Raw genomic sequence first — 21,128 nt, forward strand, 5'->3', positions numbered from 1 at the left:
GATGCGGGTCGGGATACTGGGGCCGCTGCGGGTGGCGGGCAGCGAGGTCGGCGGCGCCCGCGTACGCGCGCTGCTGGTCCGGCTCGCGCTCGACCCCGGCCGGGTGGTCACCGCCGAGCGGCTCATCGACGACCTGTGGCCCGGCGACCCGCCCGCGCATCCGCCGGCGGCGCTGCAGTCGCTGGTGTCCAGGGCCCGCAGGGAGGCGCCGGGGCTCATCGCCTCGCATCCCGCCGGTTACCTGCTCGACGTGGCGCCCGACGAGGTGGACGCGTGGGCGTTCGAACGGCTCGTCCGGCAGGGCGACGTACGGCGGGCGCTGGCGCTCTGGCGGGGCGCGCCCCTCGCCGACGCGGCCGCACTGCCCTTCGCCACGGGTCCGGCCGCCCGGCTTGAGGAGCTGCGCCTGACGGCCCTGGCCGCCCGCATCGCCGCCGACCTCGACCTCGCCGCATCCCGCACCGTCTCTTCGAGTGCCGCCCGCTCGACCTCCTCGCCGCCCGTCGCCACCGGCCCCGCCGCGGCCCCGCCTGTCGCTCCCGGGCCTGAGGAGCTGGTGGCCGAGCTGGAGGAGCTGGTGGCGGCGCATCCGCTGCGTGAGCCGTTCCACGCGCTGCTCGTCCGGGCGCTGACGGCGGTGGGGCGGCGGGCCGAGGCGCTGGCGGCGTTCGAACGGATCAGGAACGCGCTGGCCGAGGAGCTCGGCGTGGACCCGGGGCCGGAGCTGCGCGAGGCGCACCTGGCGGCGCTCCAGGACCAGGAGCCGTCGCCCGGCCGTGGCCCAGAGCCGCCCGGGAGCAATCTGCCGGCCCGGCTGACGAGGTTCGTGGGGCGGTCGGAGGACATCGCCAGGGTCGGCCGGCTGCTCGGCACCGCCCGCCTGGTCACGCTCGTCGGCCCGGGTGGCGCGGGCAAGACCCGCCTCGCCATCGAGACCGCCTCGGCGATGATCGGTCCTTCCGTCTCCCCCGCCGCCCGGATGACTCCGCCTCTCCAGCAGGCCGCCTCGGTGAGCAGCGGCCGCGCGGAGTCCGGTGCGGGGGAAAGAGCGTCGTCGTTCGTGCCCGAGCGGGTCTGGATGGTGGAGCTGGCGGCGGCCGGTGATGTGCGGGCGGCCGTCGAGCAGGTGCTCAGGACGGCCGACCCCGTGGCGACGCTGCGCGCCGCCCCAGGACCGGCGCTGCTCATACTGGACAACTGCGAGCACGTCATCGACGACGCCGCCAGGGTCGCCCAGTGGCTGCTGTCGGAGGCGACCGGACTGCGCATACTCGCCACCAGCAGGGAGCCGCTGGACGTCCCCGGCGAGAGCCTGCACCACGTACGGCCACTGCCGCCGGGCCCGGCGGTGGAGCTGTTCCTGGACCGGGCGGCGGCGGCCAGGCCGGACGCTACGGTGACGGCGAAGGACGCGGAGCGGATCTGCCGCGAGCTCGACGGCATCCCGCTGGCGATCGAGCTGGCCGCCGCCCGCCTGCGGACGATGCCGGTGCCGGTGCTGATGCGGCAGCTCGGCGACCGGCTGGCGTTCCGCGGCGGCCGCACGTCGGAGCCCCGGCACCGCACGCTGCGCGCGGTCATCGACTGGAGCTGGAACCTGCTGTCGGAGCCGGAGCGTGAGCTGCTGCGCGGGCTGACGGTGTTCGCGGGCGGCGCCACGTACGAGGCGATCGCGGCGGTCTGCGGCGGCGACCTGGACCTGCTCTCCTCACTGGTGGACAAGTCGCTCATCGCGCTCCAGGGCGACCGCTACACGATGCTGGAGACGATCAGGCAGTACGCCGCCGCCGACCTGCCCGAGCTGCGCCGCGCCCACGCCCGCTACTACACGGAGCTGGCCACGACGGCGGACGCGTACCTGCGGACGGGCGAGCAGCTTGAGTGGCTGGCGGTGCTGGACGCCGAGCGCGGCAACCTGGACGCGGCGCTGCGCCACACCGACGACCCGCTGGGGCTGATCGCGTTGCGCTTCTGGCCGTGGATCGTCCGCGGCCGGCATCGCGAGCTGGTCGAGCAGGCTCGCGCGGTGCTGGCCAGGGTCGGCGACGTGCCGCCGCCCGGCAGGGAGCTGGAGCACGGGTTGTGCGTGGCGATGACGGGCGGCCCGGTGAGCGACGTCGTACGCGAGTCCGACCACCCCGCGGCGCTGGCCGCGTGGGCCGTGGGCGGCGCGAACGGCCCGCGCGGCGAGGTGGTGGAGCTGGCCGAGAAGGGCCTGGCCCGGCTGCGCACCCACCCCGACCTGTGGACCCGGTCGGCGGCGATGCTGCTCGCGGGGGCGGTGCGGTTCGAGTACGGCGCGGTGACGGGCGCGGAGGACCTGCTGGAGCCGGCACTGGCCGGGTTCAGGCGGACCGGCGACCGGTGGGGCCAGTGGGCCACGTACTACTTCCTGTCGCTGGCGGCGGAGAACCGCGGCGACTTCGCGGCGGCGGTCGCGCTGACCGAGGAGCCTGAGCGGCCGGCGGCCGAGCTGGCGATGCTGGAGACGCCGCTCGGCCCGATGACGTTCCTGATCCGGCTCGGGCAGCTCAAGGCGCGCGCGGGCGACCACGCGGGTGCGGCGCGGGCGCTGGAACGCGCGTGGGCGGCCGCCGTGCGCTCGAAGGACGACGCCGTGGTGGCGCGGGTGCTGCACGCCCGCGCCGAGCTGGCCCGCAGGACCGGCGACCGGGAGACGGCCCGCGAGCTGCTCGAGCGGGCGCGGGCGCTCGGCGTCCAGGAGTCCGCGCAGTTCCGGGCGCTGATGGCGGTCGAGTACGCCCGCGTCTGCCCCGACCCCGAGGAGCCGCTGCGCCAGGCGCTCCACCTGATGGAGGGCTGCTCCGACCGTACGATCAGGGCCGCCGTGCTCGAGGGGGTGGCCGAGCACGTGCCGCCGGGGCTCGCGGCCGAGCTGCTGGGGGCGGCGCGGGCGCTGCGCGGCATCACCGAGTCGGCCGATCCCCACGTCAACGCCCTGGCCGCCCGCTGCGAGCAGGCGCTCGGCGCCGCCGCCTACCGGGCCGCGCTGGACAGGGGCGCGGCGATCCCGAACCCCGAGAGGTACGCGCTCAGCCCGCTCTCGTCCCCGTGATAGCCGATGTAGCCGTCGGGCCTGACGAGGATGACGCCGCGCTGCCCGTCGAGCGGCGGCAGCACGATCTCCGCGGTGGACGCAAAGCCGGGAGCCCGGTCGGCGAGTAGCAGGAAGCCGGTGCCGCGCTGCTCGGCGAAGTAAGCCCCGAGCCGCTCGCCCCCGCGCTCGCCCACCGACAGCGCGCTGCCGAGGTAGGCGAGGTCGAGCTGGTTGGTGTCGTCGCCGCGCCTGTGGTCGCCCTCGCGGTAGAGCCGGGTGCTCAGGCCGAGCACGTGCTCGGCGACCGCCTTGCGCTCGTCCTCGTACGTCTCCAGCAGCGCCTCCGACCCGATGGCCAGCTTCCACCCCAGGTTGTACGCGTCCTGCACGCCGGTGTTGAGCCCTTGACCGCCCGCCGGCGTGTGCACGTGGGCGGCGTCGCCGGCGAGGAAGATCCGGCCGGCCCTGAACCGCTCGGCGAGCCGGATGTTGACCCGGTACTCCGAGCGCCACACGATCTCCTCGATCCGTACGTGGGGCGCGTGCTCGGCGACGAGCGCGGCCAGGTCGTCGTGGCCGGGGTAGGGCGCCACGAGCTGGAAGATGTCGGTGCCGGGCAGCGGGCACAGCGAGAAGTGCAGTGACCGGCTCTGCAGCGACCCCCACAGGTGCCAGTGCTCGCGGTCGACGCCACGGGCCTTGACGTCGGCCAGCAGCATGCGCTCGCTCTCGTGGGTCACGCCGGTGAACCCGATGCCGGCCGCCTTGCGTACGGTGCTGCGCCCGCCGTCGGCCCCCACCAGGTAGGCGCTGCGCACGCGCTCGCCGGTGGCGAGGGTGGCGGTCACGCCTTCTGCGTCCTGCTCGACGCCGGTCACCTCGGCCCCGTACTCCACGCGGTGTCCCAGCTCGGCGAGCCGGTCGCGCAGGATGCGCTCGGTGCGCCACTGCGGCTGCATGATCACGTTGGGGTAGGGCACGCCGGGCGAGGGCTCGCGCAGCTCGTCCATCCGGCCTTCCCACACCACCTCGTCCCCGATGTAGCTGCGCAGACCGGGGTAGACGGCGCCGGTGGCGAGGATCTCGTCGATCACGCCGAGGTCGTCGAAGACCTCAAGTGTGCGGGGTTGCAGGCCCTTGCCGCGCACGCCGCCGGGCGGTCGCGGCGAGCGTTCGACGATGCGCAGGTCCACGCCCCTGCGGGCGAGTTCGATGGCGAGGGTCAGTCCGGCCGGCCCGGAGCCGACGATCAGTACGTGCGTCATGCCCGTGACGGTGCCCGAGCCCGCTGCCGGATCGCTGTCAGCGTCCTGCCGGACCGGTGCCGGAGATGACAGCGGACGTCACACGATGACCTGATCATGGAGTACGTGGCGTCCTTTCAGTTTGCTGCGGGATGCGCCATGGTTAGGGCAGATCCCACCGCGAGGTAAGAGGTAAGGAGACCTGTGGCCAATACCGGCACGATCGACACGCGAGGCAGTGACTACGCCCGACTCGCCCAACGCATCGCGAAGGCCGGCCTGCTGGACCGGCGTCCCGTCTACTACGCCGTGCGGATGAGCATCGCCGCCGTCGTCTACGCCGGTTGCTGGGCGCTGTTCGCCTGGCTGGGCGACTCCTGGCTGCAACTCCTCGTCGCCGCCGCGCTGGCCGTGGTCTTCGGGCAGTTCGGCTTCATCGCGCACGACCTCGGCCACCGCCAGGTCTTCAGAACCCGCCGCCCGAGCGACATCGCCGGGCTGATCGTCGGCAACCTCTGCATCGGCCTCGGCTGGGGCTGGTGGAACACCAAGCACAACCGCCACCACGCCAACCCCAACCACGAGGACCACGACCCGGATGTCTCCCCCGCGGTGATCGTGTGGTCGCGGGATCAGGTGGCGCGCAGCTCGGGATTGCCTCGTTTTATCGCGAAATATCAGGCTTTCTGGTTCTTCCCGCTGCTCACCCTCGAAGCCTGGCACCTGCACGTCGCCAGCTTCAGAGCGCTGATGAACCCCGCCGCCAAGCGCCGCAAGCTGGAACTCGCCCTGCTCATCGTGCACTTCGTCATCTACGTCGGTGCGGTCTTCGCCGTGCTCTCCCCCGGCAAGGCGGTGCTCTTCCTGCTCGTCCACCAGGGGGTGTTCGGGCTCTACCTGGGCTCCACGTTCGCGCCCAACCACAAGGGCATGCCCATGCTCACCAAGGAGGACAAGCTGGACTTCCTCCGCAAGCAGGTGCTGACGTCACGGAACGTGCGCGGCGGGCTGTTCATCGACATCGCGCTCGGCCAGCTCAACTACCAGATCGAGCACCACCTGTTCCCCAACATGCCGGCGCCCAACCTGCGCAAGGCGCAGCCCATCGTCGAGCGGTACTGCGCCGAGATCGGCGTCCCGTACCTGCAGACCGGGCTGTTCGCGTCGTACGGGCAGGCCCTCGGGCACCTGCACGAGGTGGGCGCGGTGCTGCGGCGGCCTCCCGCCCAAGGCGCGGCCGTCGGCTGACGCCTACCACCCATGGCGCGGCGGTCGGCTGAGGCGTACCGCCCAAGGCGCGGCCGTCGGCTGACGCCTACCACCCATGGCGCGGCGGTCGGCTGAGGCGTACCGCCCAAGGCGCGGCCGTCGGCTCAGGCCGTACGCGGGATGGAGGGCGTGGTCAGCGCGCGCCCTCCTCCTGCTTCAGCCGCTGCAGCAGCCCGTCGCGGCGGCGTTCCAGCTCGGAGATCAGCTCGGCCTGCTCGTCCGCCTGGCTGATCATCGACGCGATCTCCACCTGATCGGTCGCGCCGATGTCCCGGATCTGGTCGCGGATCTCCTGGTTCTCGGCGCGTAGCCGGGCCAGATCCGCCTCGACCTGCTCCAGTTCGTCCTTGATGCTCATGAACGGGCACTACCCAGCAGCGGCCGTCCGATTACCGGATGTCGAGCGCAACGTCCACAATGGTAGCCATGCCGAGGCCCTCCACCAGCACGATCGTGTCGCTCGCGACCTGCGCCGCCGTGCTCGCCGGCCTCGTCATCACCTACGCGCTGCGCCCCGCCCGGCTCAACGCGCTCGACTTCGTGCTGCCGCTCATCGCCTGCGGCGCGCTGCTGGCGCGGCGGCGGCACCCGGTCGCGGCGCTGATCGTGGTGTCGGTCTGCGCCGCCGTCTACTACCCGTTCGCGGGGCTCGACGGGCCGCTCGTCGTGCTGGTCTTCGTCGCCCTCTACACCGCCGCCGACCAGGGGCATCTGGCCGCCGCCGTGACGACGGGCGGCGCGTCACTGCTCGCCATGGGGTGCGGCGAGGCCGGCGGCGTCCGGCACATGGACGACAGCTTGTTCGTGATGATCGCGGGCTGGGTGCTGGCCGCGATCGCGTTCGGCGGCGTCACCCGCAACCGGCGCGCGTACCTGGAGGAGGCACGCCGGCACGCGCTCGACGCGCTGCGTACGAAGGAGGAGGAGGCCAGGCGGCGGGCCGGCGAGGAGCGGCTGCGCATCGCCAGAGAGCTGCACGACGTGATCGGCCACAACATCTCCATGATCAACGTTCAGGCCGCGGCGGCGCTGCACGGCCTGAAGAAGCGGCCGGAGGACGCCGAGGCGGCGCTGCGCACGATCAAGGAGACGAGCAAGGAGACGCTGCGCGAGCTGCGCAGCACGCTGGGCGTGCTGCGCCAGGTGGACGAGGATGCGCCGACCGGTCCCGCCGCCGGGCTCGCGCGGCTGGACGAGCTGGTGGCGGCGTCGGGGCTGCAGGTCCGTACGGAGACGTCGGGCCCGCTGGACGCGCTGCCCGCCGAGGTCGATCTGGCCGCCGTCCGCATCATCAGGGAGGCGCTGACGAACGTGTCCCGCCACGCGGGCACCGACCAGGCGACGCTCACCATCAGCAACACGTCCGGAAATATCATCATTTGCGTGGAAGATGATGGTCCGGGCAGCATGTACGAGGAGGGCAGCGGCTACGGCATCCAGGGCATGCGCGAGCGCGCCATCGCCCTCGGCGGCTCGCTCGAGGCCGGTCCCCGCCCCGAGGGCGGCTTCCGCGTCACCGCCCGCCTCCCCCTGAGTCCTCCGGCGAGCTCATGAAAGAACCCATCGGCCACCCCGCCGCCTCATGACCCGCCCTGCCGGTGAACCCACGATCCACCCGTAAGCCCCACCCATGAACGAGAGCCGATGATCCGCGTACTGCTCGCCGACGACCAGACCCTGGTCCGCGCCGGGTTCAGGTCCATACTCAGCGACGAAGACGACATCGAGGTGGTGGCCGAGGCCGCCACCGGCGAGGCGGCGATCGCCGGAGCCCGCGAGCACCGCCCCGACGTGGTGCTCATGGACATCCGCATGCCCGAGCTCGACGGCCTTGAGGCAACCCGCCGCATCGCGGGCGACCCGGCGCTCGGCGACGTCAAGGTGATCATCCTGACCACGTTCGACCTGGACGACTACGTCTACGGGGCGCTGCGCGCGGGCGCGAGCGGCTTCCTGGTCAAGGACACCGAGCCCGCCGAGCTGATCCACGCCGTCCGGGTGGTGGCGAGGGGCGACGCGCTCATCGCGCCGTCGATCACGCGGCGCCTGATCGCCGAGTTCGCCGGCCGGGTCAAGCGCCCGGAGCCGGGCCCTGAGCTCAACGCGCTCACCGAACGCGAGCGCGAGGTCATGACGCTGGTGGCCGGCGGCCTGTCCAACGACGAGATCGCGACCCGGCTCGTGCTCAGCCCCGCCACGGCGAAGACGCACGTCAGCCGCATCATGACCAAGCTCGGCGTGCGGGACAGGGCGCAGCTCGTGGTCATCGCGTACGAGGCCGGCATGATCACCCCGGGCTGGCTTACTCCCTGAGGAGTACGCCGGCGGGCGGCTGTCATCCCGGGAAGTACGCCGGGTGACCGCCCGAGGCTGACGCGGCAGGCGAAACCGTGCACGCAAGCTCGTCAGCATGGACACCGTTGACCTCGCCCGCTTGCAGTTCGCGCTTACCGCGGGCGCACACTTCCTGTTCGTGGCGCTGACGCTCGGCCTGGCGACGCTGCTGGCGGTCGTCCAGACGGCGGCGACGCTCTCACGGAACGACGTGCACCTGCGGATGACGCGGTTCTGGGGCCAGCTCTACATCATCAACTACGCGATGGGCATCGTCACCGGCCTGGTGATGGAGTTCCAGCTCGGGCTGTCGTGGAGCGGGCTGACGAACTACGCGGGTGACGTGTTCGGCTCGGCGCTGGCGATCGAGACGCTGGTGGCGTTCTTCGTCGAGTCGACGTTCCTGGGGCTGTGGATCTTCGGCTGGAACAAGCTGAACCGGTGGGCGCACCTGGCGCTCATCTGGGTGGTGACGCTCACCGCGTACGCGTCGGCGTTCTGGATCCTGGTGGCCAACGGCTTCCTGCAGAACCCGGTGGGCCACGTGGTGGAGAACGGGCGGCTGCGGCTGACCGACTTCGGCGCGATGGTGGCGAACCCGGCGGCGCAGGCGGCGTTCTGGCACGTGCTGGTCGGCGGGCTGATCGTGGGCGGCTTCTTCATGGCGGGGGTGAGCGCGTACCATCTGCGCCGCCGTACGCCCGAACACGAGGTGTTCCGCAAGTCGCTGCGCATCGGCGTCGGCGTGGCGCTGCCGACGACCTTCCTGAACGCGGCGTTCGGCGGTATCTCGTTCGGGACCCTGCAGCCCGCGAAGGCGGCCGCCTGGTCCGGCTCGGCGAGCAAGCTGGCCGAGGTGCAGGCGGAGTTCGCCGCCAGGTTCGGGCCCGGCGACTACCTGCCCGACGTGGGCTGGGTGCGGACCGGCGGCATCGTGATGATCATGCTCTGGCTGCTGATGATGATGGTGGGCGTGCCGAGCTTCCTGCTCATGTTCGCCAAGCCCGCCGTGTACCGGTTCCGGCCGTGGCACTGGGTGCTGACGCTGATGATCCCGGTTCCGTTCGTGGCCACGCTGGGCGGCTGGGTGTTCCGCGAGATGGGCCGCCAGCCCTGGGTGGTGTACGGGCTGCTGCGCACGTCGGAGGCCATGTCGCCGGTCACGAAGGCACAGGCGACGCTCTCCCTGCTGGCCTTCACCACCGTCTTCGCGGCGCTGATCGCGGTCAACACCTGGCTGCTCGCCCGGTACGCGCGGCGCGGGCTCGGCGCGGTGGCGCTGGGCGACCGGCCGATCGAGGCGCCTGTCCCCGTCCCTTCGTTCTGACAAGCCTCTGGGAGCCCGCAGATGGAGATCTTCGTACTGGCCTTCTTCGCGCTCGGTTACCTCGTGCTGGCCGGGGCCGACATCGGGGTGGGGATGGCGCTGCCGTACCTGGGCAGGACGCCGGGCGAGCGGCGTGAGGTGATCGCCGCGATCGCGCCGTTCTTCCTCGGCAACGAGGTGTGGCTGGTGGCCACGGCCGGGGTGCTGGCCGGGCTGTTCCCCCGGCTGGAGGGGGAGCTGCTGCACGGCAACTTCACGATGGTGGTCACGCTGCTGCTGTCGTGGGTGGTGCGCGACGCGGGGCTGTGGCTGCGCGGACGTGTGCCGGGGACGCGCTGGCAGACGTTCTGGGACGGCGCGATCGTGGCCGGGAGCTGGGGGCTGGCGCTGAGCCTGGGCGTGATCCTGTCCGGCGCGCTGCTCGGCTTCGGGGGGCCGGTGGCGCTGCTCGGCGCGCTGGTGCTGGCCGCGCTGTTCGCCGTCCACGGGCTCGCGTTCGCGGCACTGCGGCTGCAAGGCGCGCTGCGGGCGCGGGCGGCCCTGCCGTCGGGGCCGCCGTCGGGCGGCGCGGGCGAGTGGCGCACGTACGCGCTGACCTCGGTGGCGCTGCTGGTGGTGGGGGTGCTGGCCGGGCTCCGGCTGCCGCTGGAGCCCGGCACGTCGGGGCCGCTGCTGGTGCCGGTCGTCCTCACCCTGCTGCCGTTCCTGGTGGCGGCACAGGCGTGGGTGTGGTGGACGTTCCGGCACCGGGTCAGCGGGCCCTCCTACCTGTGACTAGAACAGCGGCTCGCCGTCCCTGGTGAGCTTCCAGTTGGCGACGGCGAAGTCGGCCGGGTCGATGGTGCCCTGCTCGGTGGCGTACTCGATGAGCGCCTGCCGGATCTCGACCTGCGCGTTGTAGACCACCTCGGCCCCGGTGACGTGCGGGAACCCGCCGCCGCCCGACTGGCGGTAGTTGTTGATCGCGACCACGAACTCCTGGTCGTCGGCGACCGGCTGGCCGTCGTAGGTCAGGTTCGCGATGCGCTGCCCGGCCGGCTTGGCGACGTCGATGTCGTACGAGACGCCGGAGAGCTGGTCGTAGTTGTAGTCGGGGGTGCCGCCCGCGTTGGTGAGCTTGGAGACGTCCACCGGCTCGCCGGGCGCGAGCTGGTTGAAGTACTTGGCCGAGTACTCCAGGTACTCCTTGATCTGCGCGCCGGTCAGCTTCACGGCCATGAGCGTGTTGTCGTAGACGTACAGGCCGGCCACGTCCCTGACGCGGACGTCACCCGCGGGGAAGACGGCGCTGCGGCTGAACGGCGCGGCGATCGACAGCACCGGCAGCGTGTTGCCGGGCAGCGCCTGCTTGACGGTCTCGACCTGCACGTGCTGGATGTAGTCGAGGATCGGGGTGTCCTTGTAGGGCGACTCGGCCGCCGACAGCTCCTGCGCCGACTTGGCGACGGGCTTGTTGACGTAGCCGACCGTGGCCTCGTGCTGCGGCTTCAGCAGCTCGACGATCTTCGGGTCCTCGGGGACCGTGTTGGTGTTGAGCGTGGTGGCCGACTTGCCGGTGACCACCCACTTGCCGCGCTTCTTGGTGAGCTGGAAGTCCAGCACCGACAGGCGCTGGCCCCACTTGCTCGGCTCGCTCAGCAGCACCTGCTGCCCGGTGACCTTGTTGGTCACGAACTTCTCGGGCACCTCGTTGTGCGCGTGCCCGAACAGCACGGCGTCGATGCCCGGCACCTGCTCGGCCACCATCGCCGAGGCGTTCTCGATCGGCAGCTCGTCGCCGTAGGAGGACATGCCGTCGTCGCCCGCGTGCGCGGTCACCACGACGACGTCCGCGCCGTGGCCGCGGATGACCGGCACCCACTTCTTCGCCGACTCGACGAGGTCGGTGAAGCGGAGCTTGCCCTCGACGTTCGCCTTGTCCCAGATGGCCACGCCGGGGTTGGTGAGCCCGAGCACGCCGACCTTGATCGGCTTCTCGCCCTTGACCTTCATGGTCTTGATGACGAACGGCTTGTACGCCGGCAGCCCGGTCTTGGCGTGCACCGCGTTCGCGCCGAGCACGGGCGCCTTCATCTGCTCGATCCAGGTGGCGAGCAGCGGCAGACCGTAGTTGAACTCGTGGTTGCCCAGGGTCACGGCGTCGTAGCCGATGGCGTTCATGGCCTTGGCCATGGGGTGGATCTGACCGATCGTGGTGATCGGCTCGATCTTGGCGTAGTAGTACGCCAGCGGCGTGCCCTGGATGGTGTCACCGGAGTCGAACAGCAGCGTGTGATCCGCTCCCCGCTCGGCCCTGATCTTGTTGACGAGCGAGGACACCTTCGCGAGGCCGATGGAGTTGCCCTGGCTGTCGGCGTAGGCGGCGTCCTTGTAGTAGTCCCAGTTGAGCGCGTTGCTGTGGATGTCGGACGTGCCCATGACCGTGACCGTGACCGTCTTGGCCGGTTTGGCGGCCTGCGCGGGAGGTGCCGCCAGGACCAGCGCGCTGAGCGCGGCGGTCCCGGCGATGGCGAGTCGTGTGGTCTGCATGGTTGGCGAGGCTAACTGGGATGAATCACCCGTTGGTCTCATCGGTGACGAAATTCCTGATCAGCCGGGTGACCTCGTCCGGGTGCTCGTGCAGCACCACGTGGCCGCTGTCGATCTCGGCGTACGCGCTGCCGGGGATGGCCGCGTGCAGCGCCCGGTGGTGCTCGACCGGGATCAGGTAGTCCTTGGTCGCGCCGATGACCAGGGTGGGCACGGCGATCTTCGGCAGCAGGTCCCTGACGTCCACGCGCAGGGCCAGGTCGATCTGGCGCACGGTGCCGGGCGGCGCCTCCCCCGCCATCAGGGACTTGGCGCCGACCGCGCTGACGAAGCCGGGGCTGAAGGCCACCAGCGGCCCGTACGCGGCGAAGCTCTCGGGGTCGGTGTCCGCCAGCCGCGCCCACGTACGCAGGCCCAGCTCGAGCCGGGAGTCGGCGAGGTGGGTCCAGCCCGCGATCAGCACCAGCCGCCTGACCAGCTCGGGCCGCCGGGCCGCGATGGTGACCGCGACCGCCGAGCCCAGCGAGAACCCGACCAGGTCCGAAGGCCCGTCGAAGGTCGCGGCGACCTGGTCGGCGAGCAGGTCGAGCGTGAGGTCGCCGCCGGGGCCCTCGGTCCGGCCGCTGCCGGCGTAGTCGGGGGCGATGACCGTGCGGATGTCGGCGAAGCCGGGCATCAGGTGGGCCCAGTTGGTCTCCGCGTCGCCACCCGCGCCGTGCACCAGCACCAGGCCGGGCCCGCCGCCCTCCTTGCGGTAGTGGACGGTTCCTGTCTCGTGAGAGATCTGCGGCATCTCGAACACTCCTATCTTTAGCGATCGCTACAGAACATAACATAGCGATCGCTATAGAATGGCCGTATGGCCAGACGGCGGGGGTTCGACAGGGACGAGGCGCTGGAGAGCGCGTTGCGGGAGTTCTGGCGGCACGGCTACGAGGCCACCTCGGTCGCCACGCTGACGGCCGCGATGGGCATCAACCCGCCCAGCCTGTACGCCGCGTTCGGCGACAAGCGCGGCCTGTTCGAGGAGGCCGTCCAGCGCTACCAGCGGACCTACGGCGCCTTCACCGCCCGCGCCCTGGCCGAGGAGCCCACCGGCCGCGAGGCCGTCGAGCGGATGCTGCGCGAGGCCGCCGACGAGTACTCCCGTCCCGACCACCCGCACGGCTGCATGATCATCAGTGCCGCCGTCAACTGCGAGTCGGCCGAGGTGACCGAGCTGCTGCGCGGGTTCAGGGAGGCGACGAAGGCGGCGATCAAGCAGCGCATCGACGGCGACGTCAGCGCGGGCCGGCTGCCGCCCGGCACCGACACCGCCGGGCTCGCCACCTTCTACGCCGCGATCATCCAGGGCATGTCCACCCAGGCCCGCGACGGCGCCACCCGCGAGGAGCTGCTCGCCATCGCCGATCGCGCCATGGCCGCCTGGCCCTCGGCAGAGACCGTCACCGCGACGTGACGCCCATGACCGCCTGGCCCCGCGGCGAGGGCGTGCCCGCGACGTGAAGCCTATGAGCGCCCGGCCCCGCGGCGAGGGCGTGCCCGCGACGTGCCCCTGCGGCCAAGGCGTCAGCGCGACTTGACCGAGGCGTCTTCCGGCGCGACCGCCGGCTCCGACGCGCGCAGCCAGCGGCACCCGTACGCGTCGAGCGTCAGCCGCACCACGCCGTCGTCCGGCACCTCCACCGCCCCGTCCACCAGCAGGTCCGTCAGCCGGCAGCCCTCAAGGCCGGCCAGCCGCAGCTCCACGTCCTGCGGCGCGTCCGACAGGTTGTGCGCGACCACCACCGTGGCACCGTCGGCGTCGCAGCGGTGCGCGAGCACGGCGTCCGGGCCGCCGTCCAGCACCGTGTACTCGCCCCATGCCAGCTCGGGACACTCCCGGTAGCGCTCGATGAGGAGCTGGATCCAGCGCAGTAACGAGCCGCCGTCCCGCTTCTGCGCCGCCACGTTGACGTGCTCGGGGCCGAAGTCGCCCTTGGGCATCGCGCGTACCGGCTCGGCCCGGCCGAAACCGCCGTCCGGCGACCACTGCATGGGCGTGCGGACCGCCATCCTGCCCTCCGCCCCGAGGTCCTCCCCCATGCCGATCTCCTCGCCGTAGAAGATCACCGGGGTGCTGGGAAGTGAGAACAGCAGGCTGTAGGCCATCTTCACGCGCCGCTCGTCGCCGCCCATCATCGGCGGCAACCGGCGGCGCAGGCCACGCCCGAAGATCTGCATGTCCTCCTCGGGCCCGAACGCCGCGAAGACCTCCTGCCGCTCGCCGTCGGTGAGCTTGTCCAGCGTCAGCTCGTCGTGGTTGCGCAGGAACATCGCCCACTGGCAGTCCTTGGGCGGCTCGGGACGCGCGCGCAGCGCCTCGGCCAGCGGCCGCGCGTCGCCGCGTGCCAGCGACAGCCACGCCCGCTGCATGCCGACGAAGTCGAAGCACATGGTGAGCTGGTCGCCCAGGCCGTCGCCGAAGTACGACATCAGCTCCTCGTAGTGCAGGTTCACCTCGCCGAGCAGGATCGACCCGCCCATGCGCCGGGTCATGAACGCCCGCAGGTCCGCCAGGAACTCGTGCGGGTTCGCGAGCTGCGGGTCGACGTTCTCGATGAGGAACGGCACCGCGTCCACCCGGAAACCCGACAGCCCCAGCTCCATCCAGAACCCGAGAATGCGCGCGATCTCGTCCCTGACCTGCGGGTTGCTCACGTTGAGGTCGGGCTGGTGCCGGTAGAAGCTGTGCAGGTAGTACTGGCCGGTGCCCTCGTCGTACTCCCAGACGCTGCTCTCCTTGTCGGGGAAGACGATCTGCTCCGGGACGTCGGGCTCCGGGACGTCGTTCCAGACGTACCAGTCGCGCAGCGGCGAGTCCCGGCTCGACCGCGACTCCACGAACCACGGATGCCGGTCCGAGGTGTGGTTGACCACCAGGTCCGCGATGACGCGCAGGCCGCGGTCGTGCGCCGTGCGCATGAACTCCACGAAGTCGCCCAGCGTGCCCAGGCGGGGATCGACGGTGTAGAAATCGGTGATGTCGTAGCCGTCGTCCTGGTTGGGGGTCGGGAAGAACGGCATGAGCCACAGGCAGGTCACGCCGAGCCCCGCCAGGTAGTCGATCTGCTGGGTCAGGCCACGGAAGTCGCCCACGCCGTCGCCGTTGCCGTCCTTGAACGTCTCGACGTCCAGGCAGTAGACGACGGCGTTCTTATGCCATACGTCGCTGGTGTAGGTCAGTCGCATCCGCTTCCGCTACCCAGCTCCGCCGCCCGCATCCCCGGCTCAGTCGAGCGTTCTGATGGCGTCCTCCACGAGCCGCCAGAACGCGGGCACGTCCACGCCGGTCGCCACGTTCGCGTTCGGCGGGCGGTTCAGCTTGCCCAGCAGGTCCACGCACGTCGCGCCCGCCGTCTCCGTGCCGTGCAGCTCGACGTCCACGCGGGTGCGCACCGTCGTCACCAGGCCCGGCCTGGCCACCAGCGCCACCGCCACCGGGTCGTGCAGCGGGCCGTCCGGCATGCCCTGATCGGTCTCGTACGTGGAGTTGAAAAAGTTCAGCAGCTCCACCCCGAACGCCGCCGTCCTGTTGCCCACCGCCCCGATCCTGGCGATCACCTCGCGCGTGGCCAGGACCTGGTGGGTGACGTTCAGCCCGACCATGGTGAACGGCACCCCGGTGCCCAGCACGATCGCCACCGCCTCGGGGTCGGTCCAGGCGTTGAACTCCGCGTACGGGGTGACGTTCCCCCGCCCCGTCGAGCCGCCCATCCAGACCACCTCCTTGATCATCGGCAGGCGGTCGGGGCAGGTGCGGGCGAACATCGCCACGTTCGTCAGCGGGCCGGTCGCCACGATCGTCACCGGCTCGTCGGAGGCGTCGAGGGTGTCCCTGATCAGCTCGATGGCGGTGCGCGGGTCGGCCTCGACGGTGGGCTTCGGCAGCTCGGGGCCGCCCAGCGCGTTGTCGCCGTGGATCCATTCGGCCGGCTTCAGCAGCCGCACCATGGGGCTGTCCGCGCCCGGCGCGATCGGCACGCCCTTGATGCCCGCCAGGCTGATCACCACCCTGGCGTTGTAGGTGGTGTGGTAGAGGCGGCCGTTGCCGCCGACCGTGGTGACGGCCCGCAGGTCGATCTCGGGGTCGCCGGCCGCCAGCCAGATCGCGAAGACGTCGTCGTGCCCGGGGTCACAATCGAGGATCACCGGTGTCGGCATCGCCCCATGCTAGGCGTCCCGGCCCTGCCCGCCCAGGCGGACACGGCCGGAGTCAGCGGGTGGCGAGGGCCGCACCTCGGCCAGCGCGCTGATCAGCTCCTCGTCCTTGAACAGCACCATCGTGGCCATGTGGTCGGAGCACCGCAGCAGCCCGCCGGGCAGGACCTGTGCGCGCGCACGATGTCCGCGGGTGCACGCTTCTCGCTGGTGTCACTCGGTTGGCGATCGTCCCTCCTGCCGCCACTGTGACGTGGGCAACAGGAGGACGCTAAGCAAGTGCTTGTTTGTTATCACTTCCGAAGAAAAGCGCCGAACTCCTCCACGTCGATCAGCCCGTCGCCGTCCTTGTCCAGCTTCCGTACGCCCTCCTGCGCGGCCTCCAGCGTGACCGGCTGGCCGAGCACGTCCATCAGCCGGACCAGCTCCTCGGCCGAGATACGGCCGTCCTGGTCGGCGTCGATGAGGTGGAAAGTCGTCGCGTAGTCGCTCATGAGGGCTCGCCCTTCCGGTTGATCCGTTCGTCGGGTCAGACCTTAGTGGCGGCATGCCGCAACGCGTCGACGAATGCCATCACTTGCGGCCTGTTATCCCTTTCGCGCCAGGCGATGGCGAGTTCTCCTGGAGGCAGCCCGCTCACGGGCCGGTACGTCACCCCAGGCCGGCGGTACAGCTCGGCGTTGCCCTCAGCCACCAGTACGACGCCGAGGCCGCTCGACACCGCCTCGAACACCTCCTCAGCGGTGCTCGCGGTGACGCCGATCACCGGCGGGCGGGTGCGCTGCCCGACCGCGAGCCAGAAGTCGCGCAGCGGCCCCGCCTCGGGCGGCAGCGCGATGAACGGCTCGTCGGCCAGCGCCTCGAACGGCACCTCCGCCAGATCGGCCAGCGGGTGATCGGCGGGCATGGCGACGCCGCGCCGCTCGGTGGCCAGCACGTACGCCCGCACACCCGGCGGCAGCGGCAGCCACAGGAATGCCACGTCGGACGTCCCGTCGGCCAGCCCGCCGCTGGGGTCGTCCCAGCCGACGAGCCGCAGCGACACCTCCCACCCCGGCATCACGGCGCGGAACCGGCGCAGCGCCTCCTGCTGCAGCCCACGGCCCACGGCGGTCTGCAGCCCGATGACGAGGGTGCCCGCGGACGCCGCCGCGCGTGCCTGCTCGACCCCGGCCTCCCAGCGTTCGAGCACGTCACGGGCGACCGGCAGCAGCTCGGCGCCCTGCCGGGTGAGCGTCACCCCGCTCGGCACCCGCTCGAACAGCCGGTACCCGAGCCGCCCTTCCAGCGCCCTGAGCTGCTTGGACAGCGCGGGCTGGGAGACGAAGAGCCGCTCGGCCGCGCGGGTGACGTTCAGCTCGTCGGCCACGGCCACGAAGTACCGCAGCTCGCGCAGGTGGACGTCCATAACCGATGGTTATCGCAAAGGGTCTTGGACGCGCCAGCGGCCGCGGCCGCACGATCGACGGCATGAAGACACGAACTCTCGGCGAGCTGGAGGTCCCGGCGATCGGTTACGGCGCGATGGTGCTGTCGCCGGGCATCTACGGTGAGGTGGACGACGCCCGCGGCGAGGCCGCGATCAAGGCGGCGCTCGACGCCGGCGCCACGCACGTGGACACCAGCGACGCCTACGGGCCTGACGGCCACAACGAGCGCCTGGTCGGCCGGGCGATCAAGGGGCGCAGGGACGAGGTGGTGGTCGCGACCAAGTTCGGGCTGGCGGTTCCGGAGGGCGAGCCGAGCCGCGCCCACCCCGTCGGCTACGCCTTCGGCGAGCTGCACGTGAACGCCGAGCCCCGCCTGGTGCGCCGCTACGCCGAGCGCAGCCTGCGCAACCTGGGCATCGACGCCATCGACCTGTACTACCTCCACTATCCGGACCCCGGCGTGCCCATCGAGGACACGGTGGCAGCGATGGCCGAGCTGGTGCGCGACGGGCTGGTCAGGCACATCGGCCTGTCCAACGTGACGGCGGGCCAGGTCAGGGCCGCGCACGCGGTGCATCCGGTGACGGCGGTGCAGTACGAGTGGTCGATGTGGCGGCCGATCGACGCCGAGCTGCTCGCCGCGACCCGCGAGCTGGGCGTCGGCATCGTCGCCTGGAGCCCCCTCGGCAACGGCTTCCTCACCGGCACGGTCACCGAACTGGGCGTGGACGACTTCCGCCACAACGCGCCCCGCTTCTCGGCCGAGAACCTGACGCGCAACAACGACCGCTACGCGCCCGTCAAGGACCTCGCCGCGCTGCTCGGCATCACCCCGGCCCAGCTCGCCCTGGCCTGGCTGCTGCACCAGGACGAGCACGTGGTGCCGATCCCGGGCAGCCGCACGCCGGCCCACATCGAGGAGAACCTGGCCGCCGCCGACATCACCCTGCACCCGGACACGCTGGCCAGGATCGACGAGGCGCTGTCCCGCTTCGAGGTGAGCGGCGGCACCCTCCTGTGACCCCGCCGACACGGCCTCTGAAGACGGGGGATCAGAGGCCGTCGGTGGCCAGGCGGCCCCTGACGGCGGTGGCGAGCCAGACCGAGGCGAGCGCGGCGTACGCGGCGAGCAGCGCCACGGCGGGCCACCCGAAGACCACCCCCGCGGCCGCGGCCAGGGCGAGCAGCCCGGTCCAGCCGTACAGGACGGCTCTGCGGCGGGGCGCGCCGGTGTGCGCGGCCTCCTGCGCGGGGGTGACGAGCGCCATGACGGCCACGCCCGCGGTGCTCAGCGCGTCCTGGCCGACCGCGATGCCCGTGCCGAGCAGGGCCGCGCCCGCCGCGACCAGCAGCAGGCAGGCCGCCGCGACCCGGGCGGGCGCGCCTTCGAACAGCAGCCGGGTGGACGTGCCGACGGCCAGCCGCAGCGTGGTCCACGCCTCGGCCACCCACGCCACCCAGTGCAGCAGCGCGAGCACGATGAAGACCGCGATGAGCGGCGGCGCGACGGGCAGCAGGAAGATCAGCCGCCACCCGCCGGGGAACCTGCCGCGCAGCCGCGACAGCCACCGGTAGATCGGGTTGCGCTGCTTGAGCGCCACCACCAGCAGGTCGCCGGCCGCGCCGTAGCCGGGGTCGAGGCGCAGCACCTCGCGGAAGGAGTCGGCGGCCTGCCGCGCGTCGCCGAGGCGCAGCGCCACCCGCCCGTAGACGAAGTGCGCGGCGGGGCTCTCGGGGTCGAGCCGTACGGCGTGCGCGGCGGCGGCCCGCGCCGGCTCGGCCTCGCCCGCGTTGGCGTGGGCCAGCGCCAGCAGGCTCACCAGGTCGGTGTCCTCGGGATCGATGGACAGCCCCTGCCGGGCCGCGCCCGCCATGAGCAGCCACTCGCCCTTGAGCATGTGGACGCGTGACAGCACCTCCCAGGCGGGCGCGTACTGCGGTTCGAGGTCGAGGGCCGCGCGTACGGCGGCCATGGCCCTGTCGAGGTCGCGGGCGCGCAGGAACACCTGGGCGGCGGCGTAGTGGGTGAACCACTGGTCGGGCGCGAGGCGTACGGCCTCCTCCGCCTCCGACACCGCCTCGGCGACCTTGCGCTGCTCGATGAGGGCGAGCCCGAGCAGGGCGTGGCCGGAGATGTGCTGTGGCTCCTGTGCCAGCAGGCCGCGCAGCTCCCGCTCGGCGTCGGCCGGGCGGCGCATCTGCAGGAGCGTGCGCGCCCGCTCGACGGGGTCGCCGACCTTCACCACTTGCCCTTGACCCAGGGCATGAGCTCGTCCCAGGCGCCTGAGTCGTTGGCGTGCATGACGTAGTTGCGGGCGGTGGCCATCCATTCGCGTACGGCCGTCGGGCGCACGGTCTTGGCCGCCGCGAGCAGGTCGGCGGTGGTCAGCGGGATCGGGCGGCCCGCACTGATCGACTGCTGGAGCTTGGCCTCGACGGCGCGGTCCACCAGGCCCTTGAGGTCGGCGCCGACGAAGTGCTCGGTCACCTTGGCCACGGCGTCGAAGTCCATCTCGGCGAGCGGCTTGTCGCGGCACAGGATGCGCAGGATGGCGGCGCGCGCGGCGGCGTCCGGCGGCGGCACGAACACCGGCTGGTCGAGCCGGCCGGGGCGGCGGAAGGCGGCGTCCACGTACCAGGGGGCGTTGGTGGCGGCCAGCACCAGGACGCCCTCGTTGGCGTTCTGGTCCACGCCGTCCAGCTCGGCGAGGAACTGGTTGACGAGCTGCCTGGTGTGCGCCTGGCGCATGTCGGAGCGGCGGGCGGCGAGCGCGTCCACCTCGTCGAAGAAGAGCACGCACGGGCGGTTGCGGCGGGCCATGTCGAAGGTGGCGTGCAGGTTGCGCTCGCTCGACCCGATGTACATGTCGAGGATGTCGGCGAGGCCGACGTTGATGAACGCCGCGCCGAGCTCGCCGGCGGCCGCCCTGGCGAGGTGGGTCTTGCCCGCGCCCGGCGGGCCGTACAGCAGGACGCCGCCGCCCGCGCGCTTGCCGAACGCGGCGAACAGGTCCGGCTGCTGGATCGGCAGCAGCAGCTTGATGCGCAGCGCCTCCTTGACCGACTCCATGCCGGCCACGTCGGCGAACGTCAGCCCGGCCTGCTGCACCTCGGCGTTGCTCTCGGGCTCGGGCGGCGAGCCCGGCCGCGGGTTGACCATGGGCTGCCCGTACGAGGCCGCGGGGGTCGCGGTGAACGCCGTGGCGGGCCCGTTCGGCGTCTGGGCGACGGGCTGGGGGGCGGCGTACGGCGGGGTCTGCGGCTGGGCGGAAGGCTGGGGCTGCGGCGGGGTTTGAGGCTGCGACGGCGGGTTCAGCCGGGCGGCGAACTCGGGGTCGGCGAGCGAAGGGTCCCTGGAGATCGCCTCGAAGTACCGGTACGCGGCCCGCGCCAGGTCGCCCTCGCCCGCCAGCGCCCTGGCCGCGAGCACCCCGATCTCGGGCGGGTAGCCGGGCTCGGCGAGCAGCGGTTCGAGCGCGGCCAGCGCCTCGCCGTACGCGCTCTGCCTGACGAACGCCTCCGCCAGCCCGGCGATGATCTCCGGGTTGCCGGGCGAGAGCACGAGCGCCGCCCTGAACTCGGCCTCGGCGTCGGCGAGGTAGCCCTTGGCCAGGAGCTGCCCGGCGAGGTGCTGGCGAAGTGGCAGGTTGTCCGGGGACAGGCGGGCCGCCTCGCGGAGCGCCTGCAGGCCGGCGTCGTCGGGCACGTGCCGTTCCCTTCTGTCGCAGGTTGTCGGG

18 protein-coding genes are annotated in these 21,128 nt (G+C 72.0%); 8 read left to right on the plus strand and 10 right to left on the minus strand.

Annotation, left to right across the window (positions count from 1 at the left end):
* The first annotated feature begins 1 nt into the window (after window position 1).
* A complete protein-coding gene (locus ACFMQL_RS10455; RefSeq protein ID WP_364068177.1) occupies window positions 2–3,076 on the plus strand; it encodes a BTAD domain-containing putative transcriptional regulator in 3,075 nt (1,024 codons plus the stop codon).
* Here the strand turns inward: ACFMQL_RS10455 and ACFMQL_RS10460 are convergent.
* On the minus strand, window positions 2,998–4,323 hold the full coding sequence (locus tag ACFMQL_RS10460) for an FAD-dependent monooxygenase (protein ID WP_364068179.1): 1,326 nt from the start codon (window positions 4,321–4,323) through the stop codon (window positions 2,998–3,000). The genes ACFMQL_RS10455 and ACFMQL_RS10460 overlap by 79 nt on opposite strands.
* A 261-nt stretch (window positions 4,324–4,584) precedes the next feature.
* On the opposite strand from ACFMQL_RS10460, the gene ACFMQL_RS10465 reads away from it, so the two are divergent.
* Window positions 4,585–5,550 carry a fatty acid desaturase family protein gene (locus ACFMQL_RS10465; protein ID WP_378790150.1) on the plus strand — a complete coding sequence of 322 codons (966 nt, stop codon included), beginning with the start codon at window positions 4,585–4,587 and terminating at the stop codon, window positions 5,548–5,550.
* A 154-nt stretch (window positions 5,551–5,704) separates the two neighbouring features.
* Here ACFMQL_RS10465 and ACFMQL_RS10470 read toward each other — a convergent pair whose 3' ends face one another.
* Window positions 5,705–5,929: a hypothetical protein gene (locus ACFMQL_RS10470; protein WP_364068182.1), complete on the minus strand. Its 225-nt coding sequence runs from the start codon at window positions 5,927–5,929 to the stop codon at window positions 5,705–5,707.
* 68 nt (window positions 5,930–5,997) lie between these two features.
* Here ACFMQL_RS10470 and ACFMQL_RS10475 point away from each other — a divergent pair, with 68 nt between their 5' ends.
* The 4 genes from ACFMQL_RS10475 (at window position 5,998) to ACFMQL_RS10490 (ending at window position 10,006) form a co-directional block, all read left to right on the plus strand.
* Complete coding sequence (locus ACFMQL_RS10475) at window positions 5,998–7,125, plus strand: sensor histidine kinase (protein WP_378785444.1); 1,128 nt, start codon at window positions 5,998–6,000, stop codon at window positions 7,123–7,125.
* A 90-nt stretch (window positions 7,126–7,215) separates the two neighbouring features.
* On the plus strand, window positions 7,216–7,884 hold the full coding sequence (locus ACFMQL_RS10480) for a response regulator transcription factor (RefSeq protein ID WP_364068186.1): 669 nt from the start codon (window positions 7,216–7,218) through the stop codon (window positions 7,882–7,884).
* A 97-nt stretch (window positions 7,885–7,981) separates the two neighbouring features.
* Entirely contained in the window at window positions 7,982–9,232 is a 1,251-nt protein-coding gene (locus ACFMQL_RS10485) for a cytochrome ubiquinol oxidase subunit I (RefSeq protein ID WP_364068188.1), read from the plus strand.
* Between the two features lie 21 nt (window positions 9,233–9,253).
* Window positions 9,254–10,006, plus strand: coding sequence for a cytochrome d ubiquinol oxidase subunit II (locus ACFMQL_RS10490; RefSeq protein ID WP_378785446.1), 753 nt, complete (start codon window positions 9,254–9,256; stop codon window positions 10,004–10,006).
* Here ACFMQL_RS10490 and ACFMQL_RS10495 read toward each other — a convergent pair whose 3' ends face one another.
* Both ACFMQL_RS10495 and ACFMQL_RS10500 read right to left on the minus strand, forming a co-directional pair.
* The gene (locus ACFMQL_RS10495; protein ID WP_378785448.1) at window positions 10,007–11,761 is read right to left on the minus strand and encodes a bifunctional metallophosphatase/5'-nucleotidase; all 1,755 of its coding nucleotides are present in this window, start codon (window positions 11,759–11,761) and stop codon (window positions 10,007–10,009) included. It lies immediately after the preceding gene.
* 25 nt (window positions 11,762–11,786) lie between these two features.
* Window positions 11,787–12,554, minus strand: a complete 768-nt coding sequence (locus ACFMQL_RS10500; protein WP_364068194.1) for an alpha/beta fold hydrolase — start codon at window positions 12,552–12,554, stop codon at window positions 11,787–11,789.
* A 66-nt stretch (window positions 12,555–12,620) separates the two neighbouring features.
* Between ACFMQL_RS10500 and ACFMQL_RS10505 the strand changes: the two genes are divergently transcribed.
* Window positions 12,621–13,220 (plus strand): TetR/AcrR family transcriptional regulator, encoded by a 600-nt coding sequence (locus ACFMQL_RS10505; protein WP_364068196.1) that lies wholly within the window; start codon window positions 12,621–12,623, stop codon window positions 13,218–13,220.
* A gap of 110 nt (window positions 13,221–13,330) precedes the next feature.
* On the opposite strand, the gene ACFMQL_RS10510 is transcribed toward ACFMQL_RS10505, so the two are convergent.
* The 4 genes from ACFMQL_RS10510 to ACFMQL_RS10525 all read right to left on the minus strand — a co-directional run bounded on the left by ACFMQL_RS10510 (window position 13,331) and on the right by ACFMQL_RS10525 (window position 17,369).
* Window positions 13,331–14,992 carry an alpha-amylase family protein gene (locus ACFMQL_RS10510; protein WP_378785449.1) on the minus strand — a complete coding sequence of 554 codons (1,662 nt, stop codon included), beginning with the start codon at window positions 14,990–14,992 and terminating at the stop codon, window positions 13,331–13,333.
* Between the two features lie 39 nt (window positions 14,993–15,031).
* Entirely contained in the window at window positions 15,032–15,964 is a 933-nt protein-coding gene (locus tag ACFMQL_RS10515; RefSeq protein ID WP_364068200.1) for a nucleoside hydrolase, read from the minus strand.
* A 290-nt stretch (window positions 15,965–16,254) separates the two neighbouring features.
* The gene (locus ACFMQL_RS10520; protein ID WP_364068202.1) at window positions 16,255–16,455 is read right to left on the minus strand and encodes an EF-hand domain-containing protein; all 201 of its coding nucleotides are present in this window, start codon (window positions 16,453–16,455) and stop codon (window positions 16,255–16,257) included.
* A gap of 35 nt (window positions 16,456–16,490) precedes the next feature.
* The gene (locus ACFMQL_RS10525) at window positions 16,491–17,369 is read right to left on the minus strand and encodes a LysR family transcriptional regulator (RefSeq protein ID WP_364068204.1); all 879 of its coding nucleotides are present in this window, start codon (window positions 17,367–17,369) and stop codon (window positions 16,491–16,493) included.
* Window positions 17,370–17,431: 62 nt separating this feature from the next.
* Here ACFMQL_RS10525 and ACFMQL_RS10530 point away from each other — a divergent pair, with 62 nt between their 5' ends.
* On the plus strand, window positions 17,432–18,412 hold the full coding sequence (locus tag ACFMQL_RS10530; RefSeq protein ID WP_364068206.1) for an aldo/keto reductase: 981 nt from the start codon (window positions 17,432–17,434) through the stop codon (window positions 18,410–18,412).
* Window positions 18,413–18,443: 31 nt separating this feature from the next.
* On the opposite strand, the gene ACFMQL_RS10535 is transcribed toward ACFMQL_RS10530, so the two are convergent.
* On the minus strand, window positions 18,444–19,634 hold the full coding sequence (locus ACFMQL_RS10535) for a tetratricopeptide repeat protein (RefSeq protein WP_378785452.1): 1,191 nt from the start codon (window positions 19,632–19,634) through the stop codon (window positions 18,444–18,446).
* A complete protein-coding gene (locus tag ACFMQL_RS10540; protein WP_378785454.1) occupies window positions 19,631–21,097 on the minus strand; it encodes an AAA family ATPase in 1,467 nt (488 codons plus the stop codon). The genes ACFMQL_RS10535 and ACFMQL_RS10540 overlap by 4 nt, the downstream gene beginning before the upstream one ends.
* Between the last annotated feature and the right edge of the window lie 31 nt (window positions 21,098–21,128).

The sequence above is a fragment of the Nonomuraea fastidiosa genome (genome assembly GCF_042751225.1).
GTDB lineage: Bacteria > Actinomycetota > Actinomycetes > Streptosporangiales > Streptosporangiaceae > Nonomuraea > Nonomuraea fastidiosa.

Excerpts from the sequence above, each read along its gene's own strand:
- ACFMQL_RS10455 (WP_364068177.1), top strand. The coding sequence starts at position 2 with ATGCGGGTCGGGATACTGGGGCCGCTGCGGGTGGCGGGCAGCGAGGTC.
- ACFMQL_RS10460 (WP_364068179.1), bottom strand. The coding sequence starts at position 4,323 with ATGACGCACGTACTGATCGTCGGCTCCGGGCCGGCCGGACTGACCCTC.
- ACFMQL_RS10470 (WP_364068182.1), bottom strand. The coding sequence starts at position 5,929 with ATGAGCATCAAGGACGAACTGGAGCAGGTCGAGGCGGATCTGGCCCGG.
- ACFMQL_RS10475 (WP_378785444.1), top strand. The coding sequence starts at position 5,998 with ATGCCGAGGCCCTCCACCAGCACGATCGTGTCGCTCGCGACCTGCGCC.
- ACFMQL_RS10480 (WP_364068186.1), top strand. The coding sequence starts at position 7,216 with ATGATCCGCGTACTGCTCGCCGACGACCAGACCCTGGTCCGCGCCGGG.
- ACFMQL_RS10485 (WP_364068188.1), top strand. The coding sequence starts at position 7,982 with ATGGACACCGTTGACCTCGCCCGCTTGCAGTTCGCGCTTACCGCGGGC.
- ACFMQL_RS10490 (WP_378785446.1), top strand. The coding sequence starts at position 9,254 with ATGGAGATCTTCGTACTGGCCTTCTTCGCGCTCGGTTACCTCGTGCTG.
- ACFMQL_RS10495 (WP_378785448.1), bottom strand. The coding sequence starts at position 11,761 with ATGCAGACCACACGACTCGCCATCGCCGGGACCGCCGCGCTCAGCGCG.
- ACFMQL_RS10500 (WP_364068194.1), bottom strand. The coding sequence starts at position 12,554 with ATGCCGCAGATCTCTCACGAGACAGGAACCGTCCACTACCGCAAGGAG.
- ACFMQL_RS10505 (WP_364068196.1), top strand. The coding sequence starts at position 12,621 with ATGGCCAGACGGCGGGGGTTCGACAGGGACGAGGCGCTGGAGAGCGCG.
- ACFMQL_RS10510 (WP_378785449.1), bottom strand. The coding sequence starts at position 14,992 with ATGCGACTGACCTACACCAGCGACGTATGGCATAAGAACGCCGTCGTC.
- ACFMQL_RS10515 (WP_364068200.1), bottom strand. The coding sequence starts at position 15,964 with ATGCCGACACCGGTGATCCTCGATTGTGACCCCGGGCACGACGACGTC.
- ACFMQL_RS10520 (WP_364068202.1), bottom strand. The coding sequence starts at position 16,455 with ATGAGCGACTACGCGACGACTTTCCACCTCATCGACGCCGACCAGGAC.
- ACFMQL_RS10525 (WP_364068204.1), bottom strand. The coding sequence starts at position 17,369 with ATGGACGTCCACCTGCGCGAGCTGCGGTACTTCGTGGCCGTGGCCGAC.
- ACFMQL_RS10530 (WP_364068206.1), top strand. The coding sequence starts at position 17,432 with ATGAAGACACGAACTCTCGGCGAGCTGGAGGTCCCGGCGATCGGTTAC.